Source organism: Actinomyces urogenitalis DSM 15434, assembly GCF_000159035.1.
Taxonomy (GTDB): domain Bacteria; phylum Actinomycetota; class Actinomycetes; order Actinomycetales; family Actinomycetaceae; genus Actinomyces; species Actinomyces urogenitalis.
This window is the reverse complement of record NZ_DS999575.1, coordinates 324,840-344,142: the sequence shown is the minus strand read 5'-3', so window position 1 is coordinate 344,142 and position 19,303 is coordinate 324,840. Positions and strand designations below refer to the sequence as shown.

Genomic DNA, 19,303 nt, shown 5'->3' with positions numbered 1-19,303 from the left:
GGGCCACGTGCCCGGCGTCGACCGGGTCCTGGCCGCGCGGGGTGACGCGGGTGGCGGCGTACCAGGCGTGGTAGGCGCCCGCCAGCTCCTCCAGGTAGCGGGCCACGCGGTGCTGCTCGCGCAGGGAAGCTGCCTGTGCCACCACGGCCGGGTACTGGGCGAGCACGCCGAGCAGGGCGGAGTCAGCGGCGTCGTCCAGGGCGGCAGGGTCGAAGGCGATAGCGCCCTCGCGCTCCACACCGTGCTCGGCGGCGTTGCGGGCCACGTTGCGGGTACGGGCGTGGGCGTACTGGACGTAGTAGACCGGGTTCTCGTTGGAGGAGGAGGCCAGCAGGTCCAGGTCGATGTCGATCATCGAGTCCATGGAGGAGCGCGTGAGCGCGTAGCGCGCGGCGTCCACGCCCACAGCCGAGACCAGGTCCTCCAGGGTCACGATCGTGCCGGCGCGCTTGGACATGCGCACGGGCTGGCCGTTCTTAACCAGGTTGACCAGCTGGCCGATGAGGATCTGCATGTTGACGCCCGGGGTGTCACCGAAGGCGGCGCACATGGCCATCATGCGGCCGATGTAGCCGTGGTGGTCGGCACCCAGCAGGTAGATGGCACAGTCGGCGCCGCGCTGGCGCTTGTCCAGGTAGTAGGCGACGTCGCCGGCAAAGTAGGCCGCGTCGCCGTCGGACTTGATGAGCACGCGGTCCTTGTCATCACCGAAGTCGGTGGTGCGCAGCCAGGTGGCGCCGTCGTGCTCCTCGATGACCCCGCGCTCGCGCAGCCGCTCGATGGCGGCCGCCACGGCACCGGACTCGTGAAGGGAGTCCTCATGGAAGAAGACGTCGAAGTCAGAGTGGAACTCGTGGAGCTCGGCCTTGATGGAGTCGAACATGAGGTCCACACCGCGAGCGCGGAAGACCTCGGTCGCCTCGGCGTCGGGCAGCGCGGCCGGGTCAGGGCGGCCGGCCTCCAGCTCGCCGGAGGTGACGGTCTGGGCGATCTCGCCGATGTAGGCGCCGCCGTAACCGTCCTCCGGGGTCTCCTGGCCGCGGGCGGCGGCGAGCAGGGAGCGGGCGAAGCGGTCGATCTGGGTGCCGTGGTCGTTGAAGTAGTACTCACGGGTCACCTGCGCGCCGCAGGCGGCCAGGATACGGGCCAGCGAGTCGCCGACGGCGGCCCAGCGGGCACCGCCCAGGTGCACCGGGCCGGTGGGGTTGGCGGAGACGTACTCCAGGTTGACGTGGGTGCCAGCCAGGGAGTCGTTGCGCCCGTAGGAGGCGCCGGCCCTCAGGATCGTGCGGGCCAGCTCTCCGGCGCTGGCGGCGTCCAGGCGGATGTTGAGGAAGCCCGGGCCAGCAACCTCGACCGAGGCGACACCGTCGACCTCGCCCAGGCGGGCAGCGAGCAGCTCGCCGAGCGCGCGCGGGTTGGTGCCCGCCTTCTTGGCCAGCTGCATGGCGACGTTGGTGGCCCAGTCTCCGTGCTCGCGGCTTCGCGGACGCTCGACCTTGGGCAGCGGGACCTCCTCCTGAGGCAGGTTGAGGTCGCCGTCGGCGACGGCTGCGAGGAGGACGGTGCGGATCGCTTCAGCAAGCTCTTCTGGGGTCACGGCTCCAGGGTAGCGGAGGAGCTCAGGGCTGCCATGACGCACAACTGCGCCTCACGTCACGGCAAGCCGCCCAGCCAGCGCCGCCGGTGCACGCTAACATTTCGGCTAGCCGAAACCTCCCAAGGAGCTTGCCGTGCCCGACGACGTCGAGACCATCGCACAGCGTCACCGTCCCCACCCCTCCCCCGCCCCACCGCGCCACCGTCTCCTGGCGCTGCTCGGACCGGCCTTCGTGGCCGCCGTGGCCTACGTGGACCCTGGGAACGTGGCCGCCAACGTCACCGCCGGCGCCCGCTACGGTTACCTGCTGGTGTGGGTGCTCGTCCTGGCCAACGCCATGGCCGTGCTCATCCAGTACCAGAGCGCCAAGCTCGGCATCGTCACCGGACGCTCTCTGCCCCAGGCCCTGCGGCCCCGGATGAGGCCGGCGAGCAGGATCGCCTTCTTCCTCCAGGCCGAGCTCGTCGCCATCGCGACCGACCTGGCCGAGGTGATCGGAGGGGCGATCGCCCTCCACCTGCTCTTCGGCCTGCCGCTGCTGGCCGGGGGCTGCATCGTCGGCGTCGTCTCGATCGGCCTGCTGCTTATCCAGGAGCGACGCTCCCAGCGCACCTTCGAGGGCATCGTCGTCGGCTTGCTGGTCATCATCACCATCGGCTTCGTGGGCGGTCTCTTCGTCTCCCCGCCCGACTGGGGGCAGACCGCCGCCGGCCTCATCCCGCGGCTGCGCGGCGCGGACTCCCTCCTTGTGGCCGCCTCGATGCTGGGCGCGACCGTCATGCCCCACGCCATCTACCTGCACTCCTCGCTGGTGCGCGACCACCACGACGAGATCGGCGAGGGCCGGGCGCACCGCGACGCCGCAGGAGCGAAGGGCTCACGCACCGGCCGGCTCATCCACGCCACACGGGTGGACGTCGTATGGGCGCTGGCCGTGGCCGGCTGCGTCAACATCGCGCTCCTTCTCCTCGCCGCCTCCGCGCTGGCCGGAGTGGAGGGGACGGACACGATCGAGGGGGCGCACGCGGCCATCACGGAGTCGCTGGGCAGCGGCGTCGGGATCGTCTTCGCGGTCGGCCTGCTGGCCTCGGGGCTCGCCTCGACCTCGGTGGGGGCCTACGCGGGCTCGGAGATCATGCAGGGACTGCTGGACGTGCGCGTGCCGATCATCGTCCAGAGAGTCATCACCCTCATCCCGGCGCTGGTCATCATCGCCCTCGGGTCGGAGCCGACCTGGGCGTTGGTGGTGAGCCAGGTGGTGCTCTCCTTCGGCATCCCCTTCGCCATCGTGCCGCTCATGCGCCTGACCGGCTCGGAGCAGGTCATGGGCCGCTGGCGTGACGGCGTCCTGCTGCGCTGGGTGAGTCGGGTGGTGGCCGCCGTCATCATCGTGCTCAACATCGCCCTGCTGTGGCTGACGCTGAGCGGCCAGGGCTGAGGCACGCCTTCGGCTCGGCCTCCTCGTTTTCACTCCTGGCAGCGGCGCTGGTACAGTCTGCCAGCGGGCCCCGGTAGCTCAGTGGATAGAGCGTCTGCCTCCGGAGCAGAAGGTCGCAGGTTCGAATCCTGTCCGGGGCACCAACCACGAAGGGGGTTTCACGAAACTGTTCCAATCTTTTCACGAAACCTCCTGCCGGCCGAAGGAAAACGGCCGCGAACACAAAAATGACCCGCTCCGTTCGTTCGGAGGGGTCATTTTTCTTTGCCCGAACGCCGTTCCTGCTCGGGTTATAGCGCGGATTGTTTATGAGCGCGGACCGAGCCGCGGAAGAGTTTCCGTACTCATCTGGTGGCGCGGTTTTTGCAGCGCTTCATAGCGGTCTTGTTGCTGTGATCACGCAGGACTGGCTGCGGGTAGTTGTTGGGGCCTGAACCGAGAGGGGTGCGCCCGGTCGGGGCCGTTTGGAACACTGCTGCTCCGTCAGAGCCCGAAGGCTCCGCCACTGACGAGGATCACGATGCCGAGGCCGATGAGAACGATGGGAAAGAGGATGTGCTCCCAGCGTTCGAGCACTTCCGCGATCGGGGGGCGGGTGGCGACGAACTTTGCCAGGGCCACCAGGATCGCAACGAGCGCGAGGAAGATAACGCAGTAGGCGACTACTGCGAGAGGTTCCACGCTGAGGAATACAGGGGTGTAGACGCCAATGTTGTCGCCACCGTTGGCAAAGGTGACGCCAGCGACTGTCCCTATGCCGACCTTCTTGCCGGCAACCTTGGCCTCGTCGTCATCGTCGTCATCGTCTCCGCACCAGGCCTGCCATGCGGCCCAGAGGCCGAGGCCCAGAGGGATGAGACCGAAGTACGGGATGGCCGTCGAGGGCAAGAATGCTCCGGCGCCGGTGGTCACCAGAACCGCGGCACCGAGGATGCCTGCGAATCCGAGGTACTGGCCGGCCAGAATGCGCGCGGTTGTGCCGCGCTGGCCTGCCCCTCGCGCGAAGAAGAGAGAGAGCACGATGATGTCGTCGATGTTGGTAGCTGCGAACAGGCCTATCGCCTGCAAGACCGAGGTGAGGATCATGCGTCCTCCCCAGCTAGGTAGCACCCGGGAACCGAGCAGGCGGAATCGATGCACGGGGCGTCTTCGTCTACTGCCAAGGTGGCATCGACCAATGTAGTCAGCGCCTGCGCCAGGTGCGGATCGGCGATCTCATATCGCGTCCGACGCCCCTCGGGCTCGGAGACGACAATCCCACAATCGCGCAAGCATGCCAGGTGATTGGACACGTTCGAGCGTGTCAGGTCCAGATCTCGGGACAGTTCCGCCGGGTAAGCGGGATGGTCGAGCAGGGTCAAGATGATCCGGGATCGAGTGGGGTCGGCCAGTGCACGACCCAGGCGGTTCATCACGTCGAGACGCGAAGCAATAGTCAGCATACACTGAACTATACAGCGAGCACTGAACTAGTCAAGTTCCGGGTAGCGGTGCAGCTGTGTGTGCTGCTCAAGAGACAGTGGAAGTATCAGAGATGGCAGAGATTCCGGCAAAGTTGCGAAAACAGCGTCGCCAGCTCGAGATTCAAGTTGCGCACGAGCCTGGCGTAGTTCGCGAGATCCGTTTTCAGGCCCCAAGCAATGACCCGAACGGGACAACTCTCGATGGCCTCATCATCTTGAACCGGGAAGGCTCGAACAAACTTATCTACCTCATCCGCAGCCTAGACTCGATTCCCGTTTGCAACGGGGACACCTCGGGGTTCGACGACGGTTCGCGCCGCCAAGGAGAGCCTTGCCGAATGGATTGCCGAGAGGGATAACGAGAGACAACACTGGCGACGGTGCATACTTGGTTGAACCACGCTCGTTTCTGGTGATCGGCCCATGTGCGATTTGTGCCGCGCCGAAGGCAACCGAATCGACTAGAAGTTCCGTAGGTTTGAAAGTTTCCGCTCGAACCGTAAGTCACCGGAGGTGCTCACCTTTGACGAGCTTGTCGAGCGTTCACGGTGGAGCGTGGAGCTTGCCGAGAGGCAGGAAGAGGCGGAAGCGGAATTTCCTGACTTCCCGTTCCAAGGAGCGCTCCTGTTCACGTCATACAATTGACTTCTGTCGTGTAACCGGGGGGCGAAACCCGGTGTAACCGGGGTGTAGCCGTGGACCTGATATAGCTGGTCGGGAAGTTTCGTGAAAGTCCCACGAATGCCCGCCACCGCAACGAAAAGCGGTGGCGGGCATTCGTCGTTCCTACGCACCAACACCCATTGATGCGCTCACCCACGAATGGGGCGTGCCACCCAGAACCTGGGAAGCACGCCCCAATCGCTTCAGCACGCTCGCATGGGCGCCTGCACGCAGACCCGACTCCGCCGTACCTGCCGGGCTACCGGCGTGCCAGCACGATGTCCCGGTCGGTGTCAAAGAGCACCCGGTCCTCATGCAGCGTCATCTCGCCCGACCGGTTGTCTCCGAAGAGACGTCCCACGTTGCGCTCGGTCCACGACTCCCACCCCGGCTCACCGGTGCGGATAAAACGTACCCAGACGCCGTGCATCGCGTCCGCCAGCTCCTGCGGTGCTCCACCGCCCAGCGTGTGCTCGCAGTAGGGATCAGCCAGGCAGTCGAAGGTGAAGGGGATATCCATGCAGTGGGTTGCCATATGCAGGGGCCCAGCACAGTAGGCGAACTCGTAGGCGTAGGAGCCGGCCGACGTCGTCCCCTCCCCTGCAGCAGCCTCCTGGCGCGCCAGGAACCACTCGGCGACGACCTTGTGGAAGGTGGCGTCAGAGATCAGGTCACCGACCACCATGTGCGGGGCATCGGCGTGCTCAGGGTGCGCCGCGATGACACGCTCGGCGATCTCCTCGCTCAGCCCACCGGCCACCAGCACCTCACGCAGGTCTTTGCCCTTCATCGCCTCTGCCATGCCCAGGCCGGCAAAGGCGAAGTCGTGCATGGTCGAGCCGGCCAGGACCGGGACCTTCGCGCCCCAGCCGCTGCGCAGCGCCTCGACCTCATCCAGGGCGATCACCTCGCCGTCAACGGTAGGCAGGAAGGGGATGTCCGATCCGGACTGGCTGAGCACACCGCGCAGCGCCTCCACCGGGTCCGCCAGGCCCGCCAGCCCTGCGCCGTCGGGAGCAGTGACCTTGCGGGAGGCCTCGAAGACCTCGTCATAGGTGGCCGAGCGTATCCCCTCCAGGCTCAGCTCCACGCCCAGCACCTGGGCCAGCGTGCGGCTCATCTCCTGGGTGGTGCTCGCGCTGCGCTCAGGCAGGGCACCGGACTGGCTGATGATCCGGTGGAACAGCCCCTTGGCCCGAGGAACCGCCAGGAGCACCATCGAGTTGCCCCCTCCGGCGCTCTGGCCGGCCACCGTCACCTGCTCCGGGTCCCCACCGAAGCGCGCGATATTGTCACGCACCCACTCCAGCGCCATCACCTGGTCCAGGACCGCGCGGTTGTAGGGCGCGTCCGAGCCCGGCACCCAGCCGTAGCCGTCGTAGCCCAGCCGGTAGGCGACCGACACGGTGACAACACCGTCGCGGTTGAAGGCGGCGCCGTCGTACCACGGAGAGTTGTGGGAGCCGGAGGACCAGCCACCGCCGTGGATCCACACGAGCACCGGCAGCCTGGCGCCCTCGTCCCCTGGGGTCGGGGTGAAGACGTTGACGGTCAGGAAGTCCTCCCCCGGCACCGAGGGCTCGGGGATGGCGGGATCGTCAAAGATCGAGCCACGCTGCGGGGTGGCCGACGGCGTGAGCGCCGTACGCTCCTGCGTCCAGCCCGCCCGGCGTACCGGGGCCATGAAGCGCCGCTCGCCGAAAGGTACCTCGGCGTAGGGGATGCCGTAGAAGGCCGCCGAGCGAGTGAACAGCGGGGCCGGCCCCTGGCGGTCAGGGGCGGAGACGATCCTGCGCCACAGGCCTCGCACCGGCCCGGCGGTGGTCTCGACGCGAGGCCCTTCCTCCGTGGTGGGCGCTGCGATCGGCGTGGAGGCGACGTGCTGACGGGTGGGCTCGCTCATAGTGATCCTCTCTGATCTGGACGCGATCGTCGGGATCACCTTACTGCCCTACCGGTCAATATGCGTCGGTTGCGCCCAGGCCCGGCCCAAGACCCCGACCTAGCCGCCCAGGACCTCCAGAGCACGCTGCGGGACGTCAGTGATGAGCGCGTCGACGTTGAGAGCCGCCAGGCGACGCATCTCGGCCGGCTCGTTGACGGTCCACACGTGGACCTCAAGGCCGTAGGAGTGCGCCTGCGCCACGAATCGTGGGGTCACCACGTTCACGCCACGGAAGGTCGTGGGAACCTGGACGGCGTCGGCCCTCCCGTTCGGCCATCCCCAGCGGCTATGAGGAAGCGAGACCGCTGCCTCGGCGCGCAGCACGATACCGGCCACGTCAACGGTTCCCAAGGAGGTCCGAGCCCGTGGCTCCTGCCGCCGCAGCACCGCCAGACGACGTGCGGAGAAGGAGGCGAAGCGCACCCGTTCCAGGGCTCCAGCCATCCTCACCACCTGCAGCGCGTCCTGGACCACCCCAGGCTCCTTGAGGTCGACGTTGATCCGCAGGTCCGGGAAGGCGTACAGCAGATCGTCCAGCCGCACCGGAGGACGCCCGTCACCGACGTCCAGACCTGAGAGCTCCTTCCAGGTCAAGGCCGAGATCGGCTCCGTCCTGCCGGCGCTGCGCCCCAGGTCAGGATCGTGGGACAGGACCACCACGCCGTCGGCGCTGCGGCGCAGGTCCGTCTCCATCCAGGGCAGGCCAAGCCCCGCGGTGTGCTCCGCCCCGGCCCAGGTGTTCTCGGGGACCTCACCAGCGCCACCGCGATGAGGGATCACCAGGCAACGTCGCGGTGTGCTCATACGCTCACCGTGCTGGCGCGCAAGCCCGTCGCGCGCTCCCACCTGCCCTTCGGTCACAGGCAGCTGGAGGTCAGCTCGGCAGCGCCGTGCTCGGCGAGCCAGGAGGTGGGGTCAACGGTGGTCTCATCGGCGCCGTCGTTGGCGGTGCGGACCTCGAAGTGCAGGTGCGCACCGGTCGAGCGCCCGGTCGAGCCGACCCCGGCAATGAGCTGGCCGGCACTGACCTCGTCGCCTACGTGGACGTAGATGCCGTCCTCGTACATGTGCAGGTAGCTCGTGTACCAGGTCTCGCCGTCGAGCTCGTGCTCGATGACCACGGTGCCCGTGCCGTCGGAGGACATTCCGGCCGTGACCACCTTGCCGGCGGCCGCTGCGTAGATCGGGGTGCCGACGGCGGCCGCATAGTCCTGCCCAGCGTGCAGCTTGAGGTAGCCGAGCGTGGGGTGGATGCGGTAGCCGTAGGGCGAGGAGATCGTGTAGGTGCCGGCCACCATCGGGTTGACGACCTCGGGGGCCTGGGTGAAGGCGGCGGTGTCACCCGAGGCGCCTGCCGGCTGGACCGTACAGGTCTGGGCGTTGACGTAGGCCTCGCGAATACGTGCCAGGGTTGCGGCGTCCGGGACGTTGGACAGGGCAGCATCGGTCGACTCGTCCAGGTCGGCGTCCGATCCCAGGACCGCGGCTGCCACGGAGGAGGCAGCCGCCGTCGCGGCGCTGGTCGCCGCCGCCTGGGCCTGGACCACCGAGGCGCTGGCCTGGCTGGACAGGCTGATGCGCGAGCTGAGCGGAGCCAGCACGGTGACCGAGGCCAGGACCACCAGGACGCCGATGCGCCCGGCCGTGCCGAGTGAGGTGCCGCTGCCGGCCCACGAACCTGAGGCGGGTACGGGGCGGGTCGAGCCGCGTACGCCAGTCTCCTGGCGGTCGCGGCCAGAGGGACGACGGCGGGACCGCTCGATCGCACGCCGCTGCGTGCGGGACAGGGTCGTCGGCCACGGGTCCTGGGCGAGCTCCTGCTCCAGGTGCTCAGCCACCGCCGTCGGCGGGACCTGTCCGGGCTCAGCCTGCGGAACCGGCGGGATGCCCTCGGTATCCGCCGAGGAGAAGTCCTCGGGCTCCTGCCCGTTGACCGCGAGCGGGGCCTGCGCCGCAGCCTGCGCCGCGCGCTCGGCGTCGCGTCGCTGACGGCGCGTCATCGGCTGGGAACTCACGCCACGGGCCTCCACAAGCTGCTGGTCACCGTGCTGCCGGAGCCGGTCGCACGGTCGGGCGGCGGCTCGTCAAGAGGAACCGCCACAGGGGACGATAACGATCACATGACGAACACGCCAGGGCTAGGCCCACAACTGTGGACAGCACCACGGTCCTTATGAGCGATCGCGACGCTGGTACTCCTCGCGCTGCATCGCGTCATTCACCTCACCGACCAGCTCCTCCAGGATGTCCTCCAGGAAGAGCACGCCGAGCATCCGCCCGTCGGAGTCCTCCACCCGCCCCAGGTGCGCACCGGTGCGCTGCATCGAGGCCAGCGCGTCCTCGATCTCAGCCTCGGCACGCACCGGCACCAGCGCCCGGGCCCGCCAGGCCGGCACAGGCTGGCTGCGTTCGGCGGCGTCGGCGTACAGGACGTCCTTGAGGTGGAGGTAGCCGGTGACCTGCGGACGCTCCTGCGTGCCCGGACGCACCAGCGGGAAGCGCGAGTAGCCGGTCTCGGTGACGGCGCGCTCGACCTCCTCGGGCGTGCACCCCTGCGGCAGGGTCACCAGGTCCTCCAGAGCCACCATGGCCGATCCCGCGGTCTCCTCGGAGAACTCCAGGGCCCCGGTCAGCAGGCCTGAGTCATCCTCCAGCACCCCCTCGGCGGTCGAGCGCTCGACGATCGAGGCGACCTCGGCGGCGTTGAAGGTGGCTGAGACCTCGTCCCGGGTCTCGATCCCCATCCGGTGCAGCACCCAGTTGGCGAAGCCGTTGAGGGCCGTGATCACCGGGCCGAAGACCCGCGAGATCCACACCAGCGGCGGAGCCAGCCATCGCACCGCGGTCTCGGGCGCGGAGATGGAGATGTTCTTGGGCACCATCTCACCGGCGACGACGTGGAGGTAGACCACGATCACCAGCGCGATGACGACGGCCACCGCATGGGCGCCGGTCGCCCCCACACCGATCTTCTCCAGCAGCGGGGTCAGCATGTGGGCGATCGCCGGCTCGGCCACCACCCCCAGCCCCGTCGAGCACAGGGTCACGCCCAGCTGGGCCGTGGCCAGCATGCGCGAGACGTGCTCCAGCGCCCACAACGCCGTCGCCGCTTTGGAGTCACCCGCCTCAGCCAGGGGCTCAAGCTGGGAGCGGCGCGAGGAGGTGACCGCGAACTCCGCGCCGACGAAGAAAGCGTTGCCTAGCAGGAGGAGAACCGTGACGGTCAGGGCGGCGGGGGTGCTCATCGCTCCTCCTTCACGGCGTCCTCGCCCAGGTCGAGGCCACGGGCACGCAGGCGCGTGACGCGCCGCCCCTCCATCGCCTCCACGGTCAGCTGGGCGCGCGCGGTGGTGACGACGTCGCCGATCTGCGGGATGCGTCCCAGCTCCGCCATGACCAGACCGCCGAGGGTCTCGTACGGGCCGTCGTCGGGCACGTGGATGTCAGCGCGCGCCGCCAGCTCGTCCGGACGCATCCAGCCCGGCACGATCCAGTTGCCGTCAGTGTCCATGTGGACCCCGCCGCGGCGCCTGTCGTGCTCGTCGGCGACGTCGCCCACGATCTCCTCGACGGCGTCCTCCAGCGTCACGACCCCAGCCGTCCCCCCGTACTCGTCCACGACGAGGGTCATCTGGCTGCCCGTCGCCCGCAGCTCAACCAGGAGCGAGGCCAGCGGCATCGTCTCGGGCACGCGCGGCGCCGGGGTCATGAGCGAGGAGGAGGCCACGGACACCGAGGAACGGCGCTCGAAGGGCACGGCGATGGCCCGGCGCAGGTGGACCACCCCGAGCACGTCGTCGACGTCCTCGCCGATGACCGGGAAGCGCGAGTGCCCGGTGGCCCGGGCCAGCTCCACCACGGCGTCCGCCGTCGCGTCCGCCTCCAGGGTGTGCAGACGTCCTCGGTCTGTCATGACGTCGACGGCGGTCAGACGCCCCACGCCGATCGAGCGGGTGAGCAGGGTGGCAGTGGAGAGGTCGAGCGTGCCCTCCTCGGCGCTGTGACGCACCAGCGCCGCCAGCTCACCAGCCGACCGTGTCCCACTGATCTCCTCCGCCGGCTCGATGCCCAGCCGGTGCAGGACCAGGTTCGCGGTGTCGTTGAGGACGATGATGACGGGCTTGAGGAGCGTCGTGAAGGCCATGAGCGCCGGTGCCACCATGCCGGCGGCGCGCAGCGGGTCCGCCAGGGTCGCGTTCTTCGGGATGAGCTCGCCGAGCACCATGGAAAAGGCGTTGACGAAGACCAGTGCCGTCACGGCCGCGACGCCGGCGGCCACGGACTGCGCCACCCAGCCCGTCATGACCTCCTCCAGCAGCGTGGCCAGCGCGTCCTGCATCGTGTAGCCCAGCAGGATCGTGGTCAGCGTGATGCCTACCTGCGCCCCTGACAGGAGCGTGGACAGGCGTCCCAGGGCCTTGCGCACGGTCACCGCACGGCGGTCCCCCTGAACCGCCCGTGTCTCCACGGTCGAGGGGTCCAGGGCCACCAGCGAGAACTCTCCGGCCACAAAGACGGCCGTGCCTGCGGTCAGGACCACGCCCAGGGCGATCATGAGCCAGTGGATCATGCGGCCCACCCGTCAGGAGCCGAGCACGAGCCGCTCACACTGGCGGTCTCAGGGTGCGGATGGTCAGGTTCGGTCAGCTGGCCGGTGGCGCGAGAGCGCGGTCGGCGGGCATGTCGTCGCATAGTGATGAGCACGGTATCACCGACACCACCGCGTGCCGCCAAGGAGTCAACCAGTCCAGTGTCTTTAGTCCCGCGTTTTGCTCACACCATCACCCCCTCCCCCCTAGGATGGTCTAGGACACAGCGCCGAGACCCGCCCCACCCACCCGGGCACGCCTGCGCAGCGCTGCAACGAGGCACCAACGAGGAGAGACCACAGTGTCGAGCCACAACAGCACCACCCCGGACTTCGGAGCCAATGAGTGGATGGTGGAGGAGATGCGGGACGCCTGGCTGAAGGACCCCACCTCAGTCTCACCTCAGTGGCGCTCCCTGTTTGAGTCTGGCCGCCTTCCTGGCCCGAGCAGCCAGCCCGCCCCCGCCCAGCCTGCGACCAAGGTCCCACAGCCTGACGCCCCCTCCCCCGCCCCCGCAGCGACGCCGTCGTCGCCCGTCCCCCAGCCCAGCCAGTCCCCGCAGGCCGAGGACGCCCTGCCCGAGACCGGAGCCGGCGCCGCACCACACCGCCAGGCCTCCCCTGCCCAGGACGTCACGCGCTCCGACCTTCCCCCAGCCCCCACCTCTGACGCCGCTCCGCCCACCTCCCCCTACGCCCACCAGCGTGCCCTGCTGCGCGCGCTTGACCTAGCCGGCCAGGTCCGCGAGGAGGACGCCGAGGTCCGGATGAAGGGCGCCGCGGCACGTACCGCCAAGAACATGGAGGAGTCCCTGTCGATCCCGACGGCGACCTCCGCTCGCGCGGTGCCAGCCAAGGTCCTCATCGAGAACCGGGCCATCATCAACCAGCACCTGTCCCGCACCCGTGGCGGCAAGGTCTCCTTCACCCACCTCATCGGCTGGGCCGTGGTCGAGGCCATGGCCGAGATGCCGGGGATGAATGTCTCGTACTCCGTGGATGGCGCCGGCAAGCCGGTCCTGCGCGAGCCTGCCCACGTGGGATTCGGCCTGGCCGTTGACGTCCCCGCCGCCAACGGGGAGCGCCGCCTGCTGGTTCCCTCCATCAAGCGCGCCGACGAGCTGGACCTGGCCGGATTCGTCGCCGCCTACGAGGCCCTGGTCCGCAAGGCGCGCGACGGCAAGCTGGAGGTCGAGGACTTCCGGGGCACGACCGTGACCCTGACCAACCCCGGCATGATCGGGACCCTGCACTCGGTGCCCCGGCTCATGCCCGGGCAGGGCGCGATCATCGGCGTGGGCTCGATGACCTACCCTGCCGCCTTCGCCGGGGCCAGCGAGGAGACGCTGGCACGCCAGGGCGTGGGCAAGACGGTGACACTGACCTCCACCTATGACCACCGCGTCATCCAGGGAGCGCTCTCCGGAGAGTTCCTGCGGCTGGTCGAACGCAAGCTCCTGGGACTGGACGGGTTCTGGGACCGCTGCTTCTCCTCGATGCGTGTGCCTCACGAGCCCATCCGCTGGGAGCGTGACACCACCTACGACCCGGAGCTGGAAACCGGCAAGCCCGCGCGCGTGGCCGAGCTCATCCACGCCTTCCGCCAGCGCGGCCACCTGGCCGCGGACACGGACCCGCTGACCTTCCGGCTGCGCCGTCACCCCGACCTGTCCCTGTCCAGCTACGGCCTGAGCCTGTGGGACCTGGACCGCACCTTCCCCACCGGCGGGCTCGGCGGTACCGAGCGCGCCACGCTGCGCCAGATCCTGGAGCGCCTGCGCGAGGCCTACTGCCGCACGGTGGGCGTGGAGTACATGCACATCCAGGACCCCGCCCAGCGCCGCTGGTGGCAGGAGCGCCTGGAGGCGGAGTGGGAGGTCACCACCAGCGCCGAGCGGCGCCGGATCCTCACCAAGCTCGCCCAGGCAGAGGCCTTCGAGACCTTCCTGCAGACCAAGTACGTCGGCCAAAAGCGCTTCAGCCTGGAGGGCGGGGAGTCCCTCATCGTGCTGCTGGACCGGCTGCTGGACGAGGCGGCCCACGACGGCCTGGACGAGGTGGTCATCGGTATGGCCCACCGTGGCCGCCTCAACGTGCTGACCAATATCGCCGGCAAGTCCTACGGCCAGGTCTTTGACGAGTTCGACGGTAACGGCGTCATCGTCGGCGCGGGCACCGGAGACGTGAAGTACCACCTGGGCACTGAGGGTGTCTACACCGGCACCGAGGGCGTGACCACCCGAGTGTCCCTGGCCGCCAACCCCTCCCACCTGGAGACGGTCGACGGCGTGGTCGAGGGCATCGTACGCGCCAAGCAGGACCGTATCGGCCTGGGAGACAAGGGCTACACCGTCATGCCGGTACTCGTGCACGGCGATGCCGCCTTCGCCGGCCAGGGCGTGGTCTACGAGACCCTCAACATGAGCCAGCTGCGCGCCTACCGCACGGGCGGGACCGTGCACGTCGTCGTCAACAACCAGATCGGCTTCACCACCGGCTCGGCCTCGGGACGCTCGACCACCTACGCCACGGACCTGGCCAAGGGCTTGCAGGTGCCGATCTTCCACGTCAACGCTGACGACCCTGAGACCGTGGCCCGCGCGGCGCGCCACGCCTACGAGTACCGCGCGACCTTCCACAAGGACGTCATCATCGACCTCATCTGCTACCGCCGCCGCGGGCACAACGAGGGCGACGACCCGTCAATGACCCAGCCGGTCATGTACCACCTCATCGACTCCCTGCCCTCAACCCGCGAGGTCTACACCCGCGACCTGGTGGGCCGCGGTGACATCACGGCCGAGGACGCCAAGGCGATCGAGGACGCCTTCCACGACGAGCTGGAGCGAATCTTCGCCGAGACCCGCGCCGCTCACCAGGGCGAGGCCACCGGTGCCGGCGAGCGCGCGCAGGACGAGGCCGAGGGTCAGTCACAGGCCGATCCCACCCAGGTTGGGCTGGCCCGCACGAGCCTGGAGGTCCCGGCCTCCCAGGAGGCGGGCGCCGGCATGATGATCGGGTGGACCAGCGCGGTCGGCCGCGACGTCGTCGAGCGCATCGGCGACTCCCAGGTCGCCTACCCCGAAGGTTTCAAGATCCACCCCAAGCTCGCCACAATGCTGGCCAAGCGCCAGCAGGCCACGCGTGAGGGCGGCATCGACTGGGGGCTGGGCGAGCTCATCGCCCTGGGCTCCCTCCTCATGGAGGGCGTGCCCGTGCGCCTGGCAGGTGAGGACGCACGCCGTGCCACCTTCGCCCAGCGCCACGCGGTCCTGCACGACAACGCCAACGGCCAGGAGTGGACGCCGCTGGACTTCCTGACTCCGGACCAGGCTCCGCTGGAGATCTACGACTCCCTGCTCAGCGAGTACGCGGCGATGGCCTTCGAGTACGGCTACTCGGTGGAGCGTCCGGAGGCGCTGACCATATGGGAGGCCCAGTTCGGCGACTTCGCCAACGGCGCGCAGTCCGTGATCGATGAGTACGTCACCTCCGCCACCCAGAAGTGGGGTCAGCGCTCCGGGCTCGTCCTCCTGCTCCCCCACGGCCAGGAGGGCCAGGGGCCGGACCACTCCTCGGCACGCATCGAGCGCTACCTGCAGATGTGCGCCCAGGACAATATGTGGCTGGTCATGCCCTCGACTCCGGCCAACCACTTCCACATGCTGCGCGAGCAGGCCTACCGCCGTCCGCGCCGCCCGCTGGTGGTCTTCACCCCCAAGCAGCTGCTGCGTCTGAAGGCCGCCTCCAGCTCGGTGGAGGAGTTCACCACGGGCTCCTTCAAGCCGGTGATCGGCGAGGTGGACCCGGCGATCGCCTCAGGATCCGGCGTGACCCGCGTGCTCGTGTGCTCGGGCCGTGTCTACTACGACCTCCTGGCCGAGCGTTCCAAGCGCGGCGACTCCTCGGTGGCGATCGTGCGCCTGGAGCAGCCCTACCCGCTGCCCGAGGCCGAGCTGGCCCAGGCACTGGCGCCCTTCGCCGGCGCCCAGGTGTGCTGGGTCCAGGACGAGGCCGCCAACCAGGGCGTGTGGCCCTACCTCGGTCTGCACCTGCCGGAGGCGATGACCTCCGCCGGCGCGGTCCGGCTTGTCTCGCGTCCCGAGGCGGCTGCTCCCGCCGTCGGCACGGCCGGAGCCTACAAGCGCACCCAGGCCGAGCTCGTGGCCCGGGCCTTCGCTCGGGACTGAGCCTCCTGCCACCACGAGTGTGCAGGTGCGGGGGTGGGTGTGCAGCCCAGAGCTACACACCCACCCCCGCACCTGCACACTCGCGCACCAACTGGCGCCTGTCCGCCGTGTGATCGGGCGGACTGTGCCCTGTCGTTACCGCACCGCACACGCGCCAGGCGGTAGCGTCAGGCGCACAGGCAGGCGACAAGGAAGGACTCCCGTGGAGCAGACGCGGATCCACTTCATCGGCGACGAGCTCGTAGCCGGCTACGGCGACGCCCGTGCGCTGGGCTGGACCGGCCGCGTCATGGCTCGCACGCGCGGAGTTGACGCCACAGCCTTCACACTCGCCGTCCCCTCGGAGACGACGGCGCAGCTTGCCCACCGCTGGCACGAGGAGGTCGCCCGCCGCACGATCCACGGCGGGGTCAACCGCCTGGTCATCGGCGTGGGTGTGGCCGACGTCGTCGCTGGGGTCTCTCCGGCTCGTAGCCGCCTGGCACTGGCCAATATCCTGGACGCCGCCTCCAGCGAGCACCGGCCGTGCCTCGTGGTGGGTCCGCCGCCGCTGCCCGCCGTGGACCCGGACGCCACGGCCAAGCTCTCCCACGCGGTCAGCGAGGTCTGCAGCCGTCGCGGTATCCCCTTCGTCGAGACCTTCAACGCCCTGCGCAACCACGACCAGTGGGAGACGGACACGGCCAGCGCCGGCGGCACGCACCCCGGGCAGGCCGGCTACGGGCTCATGGCCTGGCTCGTGCTGCACCGTGGCTGGTACGAGTGGATGGGCGTGGCCGAGCCGACCGCCTAGGCCCTCCCCCTCCCCCGGCGAGTGTGCAGGTAGGGGCGTGAGTGTGCACCTCTGGCCTGCACACTCACGCCCCTACCTGCACACTCGCGTGAGAGAGGTTCTCCCCACCTGCACACTCACGCTCGGCTAGAGCCAGAGCTCCGCCGCGCTGGTCCCTAGCTCGAAGCCCGACGTCATCCACAGCCTCTGCGCTCGCCTGACCAGCCGCGTGGCATCCCACAGCTCCTCCCACCCGAAACGATCGATGGCCCAGCCCTCACGTGCCAACCGCAGCTCACGCCGTTTCTCCTCTCGGAGGTCCTGCGGCGCGGTGATCTTGCCCAGCCCGTCAAACTCCCAGCCTCGCCGTGCCTGTTCATAACCAAGATCGAGGAAGTACTCGTGTCCGTCGACCTCCACCCGGCGTTGGCTGACCGGCGCCGGAAGCCCGGCGGCGCCAGCCGCCCATCTCAGCACGCTCTCACCCGGTGACTCGGCGAGAGGATCAGCCAGCGCGACCGCGGCCCTGGCCCGCCGGGTACCTCGCCGTCGTCCCTGACGCGCCACCATGCGCTCCAGCTCCTGGCGAGCCTCCTCGATCGACATCTCGCCGAAGGCGTAGCGACTGCGCCGGTCGGGGCGGCACACCACCCGCAGCGCAGAGTCAATGATCGGAAGCGCCCACCGCACCGTCATCAGTGGCGACGGCTCCGTGGTCAGGGACGACGGCGACTCCCAGTTCGTCAATGACGGGCAGGGGCGGCCGTCTACTCCGAGGGGGCGGTCTCGATCGTCAACAACGGTGACGGGTCGGGGACCTACAGTGACGGCCGCCTGAGCGTTGACGTTGACGGGCAGGGGGCTGGTACCTCGACCGACGGGACGACCTCCATCGTGCTTGACGGTGACGGATCGGGCACCTACACCGATGCGACGGTGTCGATCGTCAACAACGGCGACGGCTCCGCCACCTACTCCAACCTCGGCACGGGCCTGACGATCGTCAACGACGGTCAGGGCACCGCCCTGGTCTCCTCCGGGCAGCAGGGGTGGACCGTCCAGGCCGATCCGGTGCCGCCGGCGGCCTCGGCCGGACGCTTCCCCTCCATTGACGCAGCGCGTCCGGTGGAGTCTTGCGGCACGCTCATCTCCCTGTCGGACTCGGTGCTCTTCGACTTCGGGTCCCACCGGCTGCGCGGCGACGTCCAGGAGGTGCTCACCAGCCTGGCTGAGGTCCTTAATGGGCCTATTCTGTGTTTGTTGGCACTTTGTCTTGTGGGCCTGTGGGTCTGTAGGAGGGAAGTGCCTGGTGGGGCAGAGGAGAGGGTTTACCTCTGAGTATCGGCGTGATGTTGCGGGTCAGGTGATTGGTACTGGTTGCACGATTGCTTCGGTGACTCGTGACCTGGGGCTGGGTGAGCAGATGGTGGGCCGGTGGGTCAAGGCGGAGCGTGAGCGTCGTGAGGCTGGGGCTGCTGGTGTGCCTGGTCCGAGGGAGCTTGCTGCTGAGAACGTCAGGTTACGCAGGCGGGTGCGTGAGCTGGAGATGGAGAACGAGTTCCTGGGGAAGAGCCAGCGCCCTCGATGCTTCCAGGCGCCAGCAGCTTGGCGGTTGGCGCTGATGGAGGCGGAGAAGGCCGGTTATCCGATTGCCTTGATGGCCAGGGCTTTCTGGGGTCACTCGTGCTGGTTTCTATGCGTGGGGGGCTCGTGGTGCTCGTAGGCTGGCGCGGGCGGCAGGTCGTCGGGAGCTGGATCGGCTGGTAGCGTGGGAGCTTACTCGTTTCCAACCAGGCTTACGGTGCTGGCAGGATCACTGTCGCGCTGCGTCGCTCAGGGGCGCGGGTGGGGGCCTGGGCTGTGGCGGCCTCGATGAGGCGTCAGGGTTTGTCGGCGGCGAGCCCGTCAGCTCTGCCGGCCTGAGGGTGCGGAGCGGGAGATTGATGATCATGAGGACCGCTGTCGGCGTCAGTGGGACACGGGCGAGGTTGACAAGGTGTGGGTCACGGGCTTCACCTGTCTGCGTTGCGGTCAGGGGTGGGTGTACCTGTGTGCCGTGCGGGACGCTCACTCGCGGCGTGTGCTGGGGTGGGCGATGAGCAGTCGCGGGACACCGGCACGCTCGTCGCGGCCCTTGAGATGGCAAGGACGCGTTGAGGGCGCGTGCCTGGGGGCTGGTGCTGCATGCTGATCGTGGAGCCCAGCTCACTTCCCGAGAGCTCGCGGCCTATATGAGGGCCGCTGGTGCCACGTGTCGATGGGACGGACCGGGGTGTGCTGGGACAATGCCATGGCTGAGTCGTTCTGGGCGACCCTCAAGGTTGGGTACTTCTGCCGGGGTTCCTTCGCGACCCGCAGCCAGGTCTACCAAGGCGTGGGAGAGTGGATCGAGCGGTTCTACAACCGCCAGCGCATCCACACCGCACTCGGCGGCTACAGCCCTGTCGAGTACGAGCTGAAACAACAATCAACCTGGGCCGAAGCCGCCTAGGAAACCGTCAACAACGTGCGAACAAGCCCATACTTCCCTGCCCGGGCCCCAGCCCCGTTGAAACGCGCATCCCCCGATGAGTGCGTGCACACGCGATTGGTGAGTGCCCTAGCGCTCCCCTAGAGACCGTTCCATTCGTCAAAGCACGCACCA

15 protein-coding genes and 1 tRNA gene are annotated in these 19,303 nt (G+C 68.7%); 7 read left to right on the top strand and 9 right to left on the bottom strand.

What is annotated here, in order from left to right:
* Positions 1-1,600: arginine--tRNA ligase (gene argS, locus HMPREF0058_RS07425; RefSeq protein ID WP_006549142.1), on the bottom strand; the 1,600-nt coding region annotated here is incomplete at its 3' end.
* Positions 1,601-1,754: 154 nt separating this feature from the next.
* On the opposite strand from argS, the gene HMPREF0058_RS07420 reads away from it, so the two are divergent.
* Together HMPREF0058_RS07420 and HMPREF0058_RS07415 are read left to right on the top strand one after the other, a co-directional pair.
* On the top strand, positions 1,755-3,038 hold the full coding sequence (locus HMPREF0058_RS07420; RefSeq protein WP_040319810.1) for an Nramp family divalent metal transporter: 1,284 nt from the start codon (positions 1,755-1,757) through the stop codon (positions 3,036-3,038).
* Between the two features lie 67 nt (positions 3,039-3,105).
* Positions 3,106-3,181, top strand: a tRNA-Arg gene (locus HMPREF0058_RS07415).
* 340 nt (positions 3,182-3,521) lie between these two features.
* Here the strand turns inward: HMPREF0058_RS07415 and HMPREF0058_RS07410 are convergent.
* The 7 genes from HMPREF0058_RS07410 to HMPREF0058_RS07385 all read right to left on the bottom strand — a co-directional run bounded on the left by HMPREF0058_RS07410 (position 3,522) and on the right by HMPREF0058_RS07385 (position 11,679).
* Entirely contained in the window at positions 3,522-4,124 is a 603-nt protein-coding gene (locus HMPREF0058_RS07410; protein ID WP_006549140.1) for a cadmium resistance transporter, read from the bottom strand.
* A complete protein-coding gene (gene cmtR, locus HMPREF0058_RS12135; RefSeq protein WP_006549139.1) occupies positions 4,121-4,480 on the bottom strand; it encodes a Cd(II)/Pb(II)-sensing metalloregulatory transcriptional regulator CmtR in 360 nt (119 codons plus the stop codon). The genes HMPREF0058_RS07410 and cmtR overlap by 4 nt, the downstream gene beginning before the upstream one ends.
* 943 nt (positions 4,481-5,423) lie before the next feature.
* Positions 5,424-7,067: a carboxylesterase/lipase family protein gene (locus HMPREF0058_RS07405; protein WP_006549137.1), complete on the bottom strand. Its 1,644-nt coding sequence runs from the start codon at positions 7,065-7,067 to the stop codon at positions 5,424-5,426.
* A gap of 99 nt (positions 7,068-7,166) precedes the next feature.
* Positions 7,167-7,913: a glycerophosphodiester phosphodiesterase family protein gene (locus HMPREF0058_RS07400; protein ID WP_211205892.1), complete on the bottom strand. Its 747-nt coding sequence runs from the start codon at positions 7,911-7,913 to the stop codon at positions 7,167-7,169.
* A gap of 53 nt (positions 7,914-7,966) precedes the next feature.
* Entirely contained in the window at positions 7,967-9,124 is a 1,158-nt protein-coding gene (locus HMPREF0058_RS07395) for a M23 family metallopeptidase (RefSeq protein WP_231550233.1), read from the bottom strand.
* Between the two features lie 156 nt (positions 9,125-9,280).
* Positions 9,281-10,354 carry a hemolysin family protein gene (locus tag HMPREF0058_RS07390; protein WP_006549134.1) on the bottom strand — a complete coding sequence of 358 codons (1,074 nt, stop codon included), beginning with the start codon at positions 10,352-10,354 and terminating at the stop codon, positions 9,281-9,283.
* Positions 10,351-11,679 (bottom strand): hemolysin family protein, encoded by a 1,329-nt coding sequence (locus tag HMPREF0058_RS07385; protein WP_006549133.1) that lies wholly within the window; start codon positions 11,677-11,679, stop codon positions 10,351-10,353. Before HMPREF0058_RS07385 ends, HMPREF0058_RS07390 begins: the two co-directional genes overlap by 4 nt.
* Before the next feature lie 368 nt (positions 11,680-12,047).
* Between HMPREF0058_RS07385 and HMPREF0058_RS07380 the strand changes: the two genes are divergently transcribed.
* Entirely contained in the window at positions 12,048-15,887 is a 3,840-nt protein-coding gene (locus HMPREF0058_RS07380; RefSeq protein WP_229083163.1) for a multifunctional oxoglutarate decarboxylase/oxoglutarate dehydrogenase thiamine pyrophosphate-binding subunit/dihydrolipoyllysine-residue succinyltransferase subunit, read from the top strand.
* Between the two features lie 202 nt (positions 15,888-16,089).
* On the top strand, positions 16,090-16,680 hold the full coding sequence (locus HMPREF0058_RS07375) for a GDSL-type esterase/lipase family protein (protein ID WP_006549131.1): 591 nt from the start codon (positions 16,090-16,092) through the stop codon (positions 16,678-16,680).
* A 126-nt stretch (positions 16,681-16,806) separates the two neighbouring features.
* Here the strand turns inward: HMPREF0058_RS07375 and HMPREF0058_RS07370 are convergent, their stop codons facing one another.
* Positions 16,807-17,355 carry a hypothetical protein gene (locus tag HMPREF0058_RS07370; protein ID WP_006549130.1) on the bottom strand — a complete coding sequence of 183 codons (549 nt, stop codon included), beginning with the start codon at positions 17,353-17,355 and terminating at the stop codon, positions 16,807-16,809.
* A 198-nt stretch (positions 17,356-17,553) separates the two neighbouring features.
* Here HMPREF0058_RS07370 and HMPREF0058_RS11835 point away from each other — a divergent pair, with 198 nt between their 5' ends.
* The 3 genes from HMPREF0058_RS11835 to HMPREF0058_RS07355 all read left to right on the top strand — a co-directional run bounded on the left by HMPREF0058_RS11835 (position 17,554) and on the right by HMPREF0058_RS07355 (position 19,150).
* Positions 17,554-17,997, top strand: a complete 444-nt coding sequence (locus HMPREF0058_RS11835; RefSeq protein ID WP_006549129.1) for an OmpA family protein — start codon at positions 17,554-17,556, stop codon at positions 17,995-17,997.
* Positions 17,900-18,382: a transposase gene (locus HMPREF0058_RS13470; RefSeq protein WP_141560516.1), complete on the top strand. Its 483-nt coding sequence runs from the start codon at positions 17,900-17,902 to the stop codon at positions 18,380-18,382. Before HMPREF0058_RS11835 ends, HMPREF0058_RS13470 begins: the two co-directional genes overlap by 98 nt.
* A gap of 534 nt (positions 18,383-18,916) precedes the next feature.
* Complete coding sequence (locus tag HMPREF0058_RS07355; RefSeq protein ID WP_040319808.1) at positions 18,917-19,150, top strand: integrase core domain-containing protein; 234 nt, start codon at positions 18,917-18,919, stop codon at positions 19,148-19,150.
* The last annotated feature ends 153 nt before the right edge of the window (positions 19,151-19,303 follow it).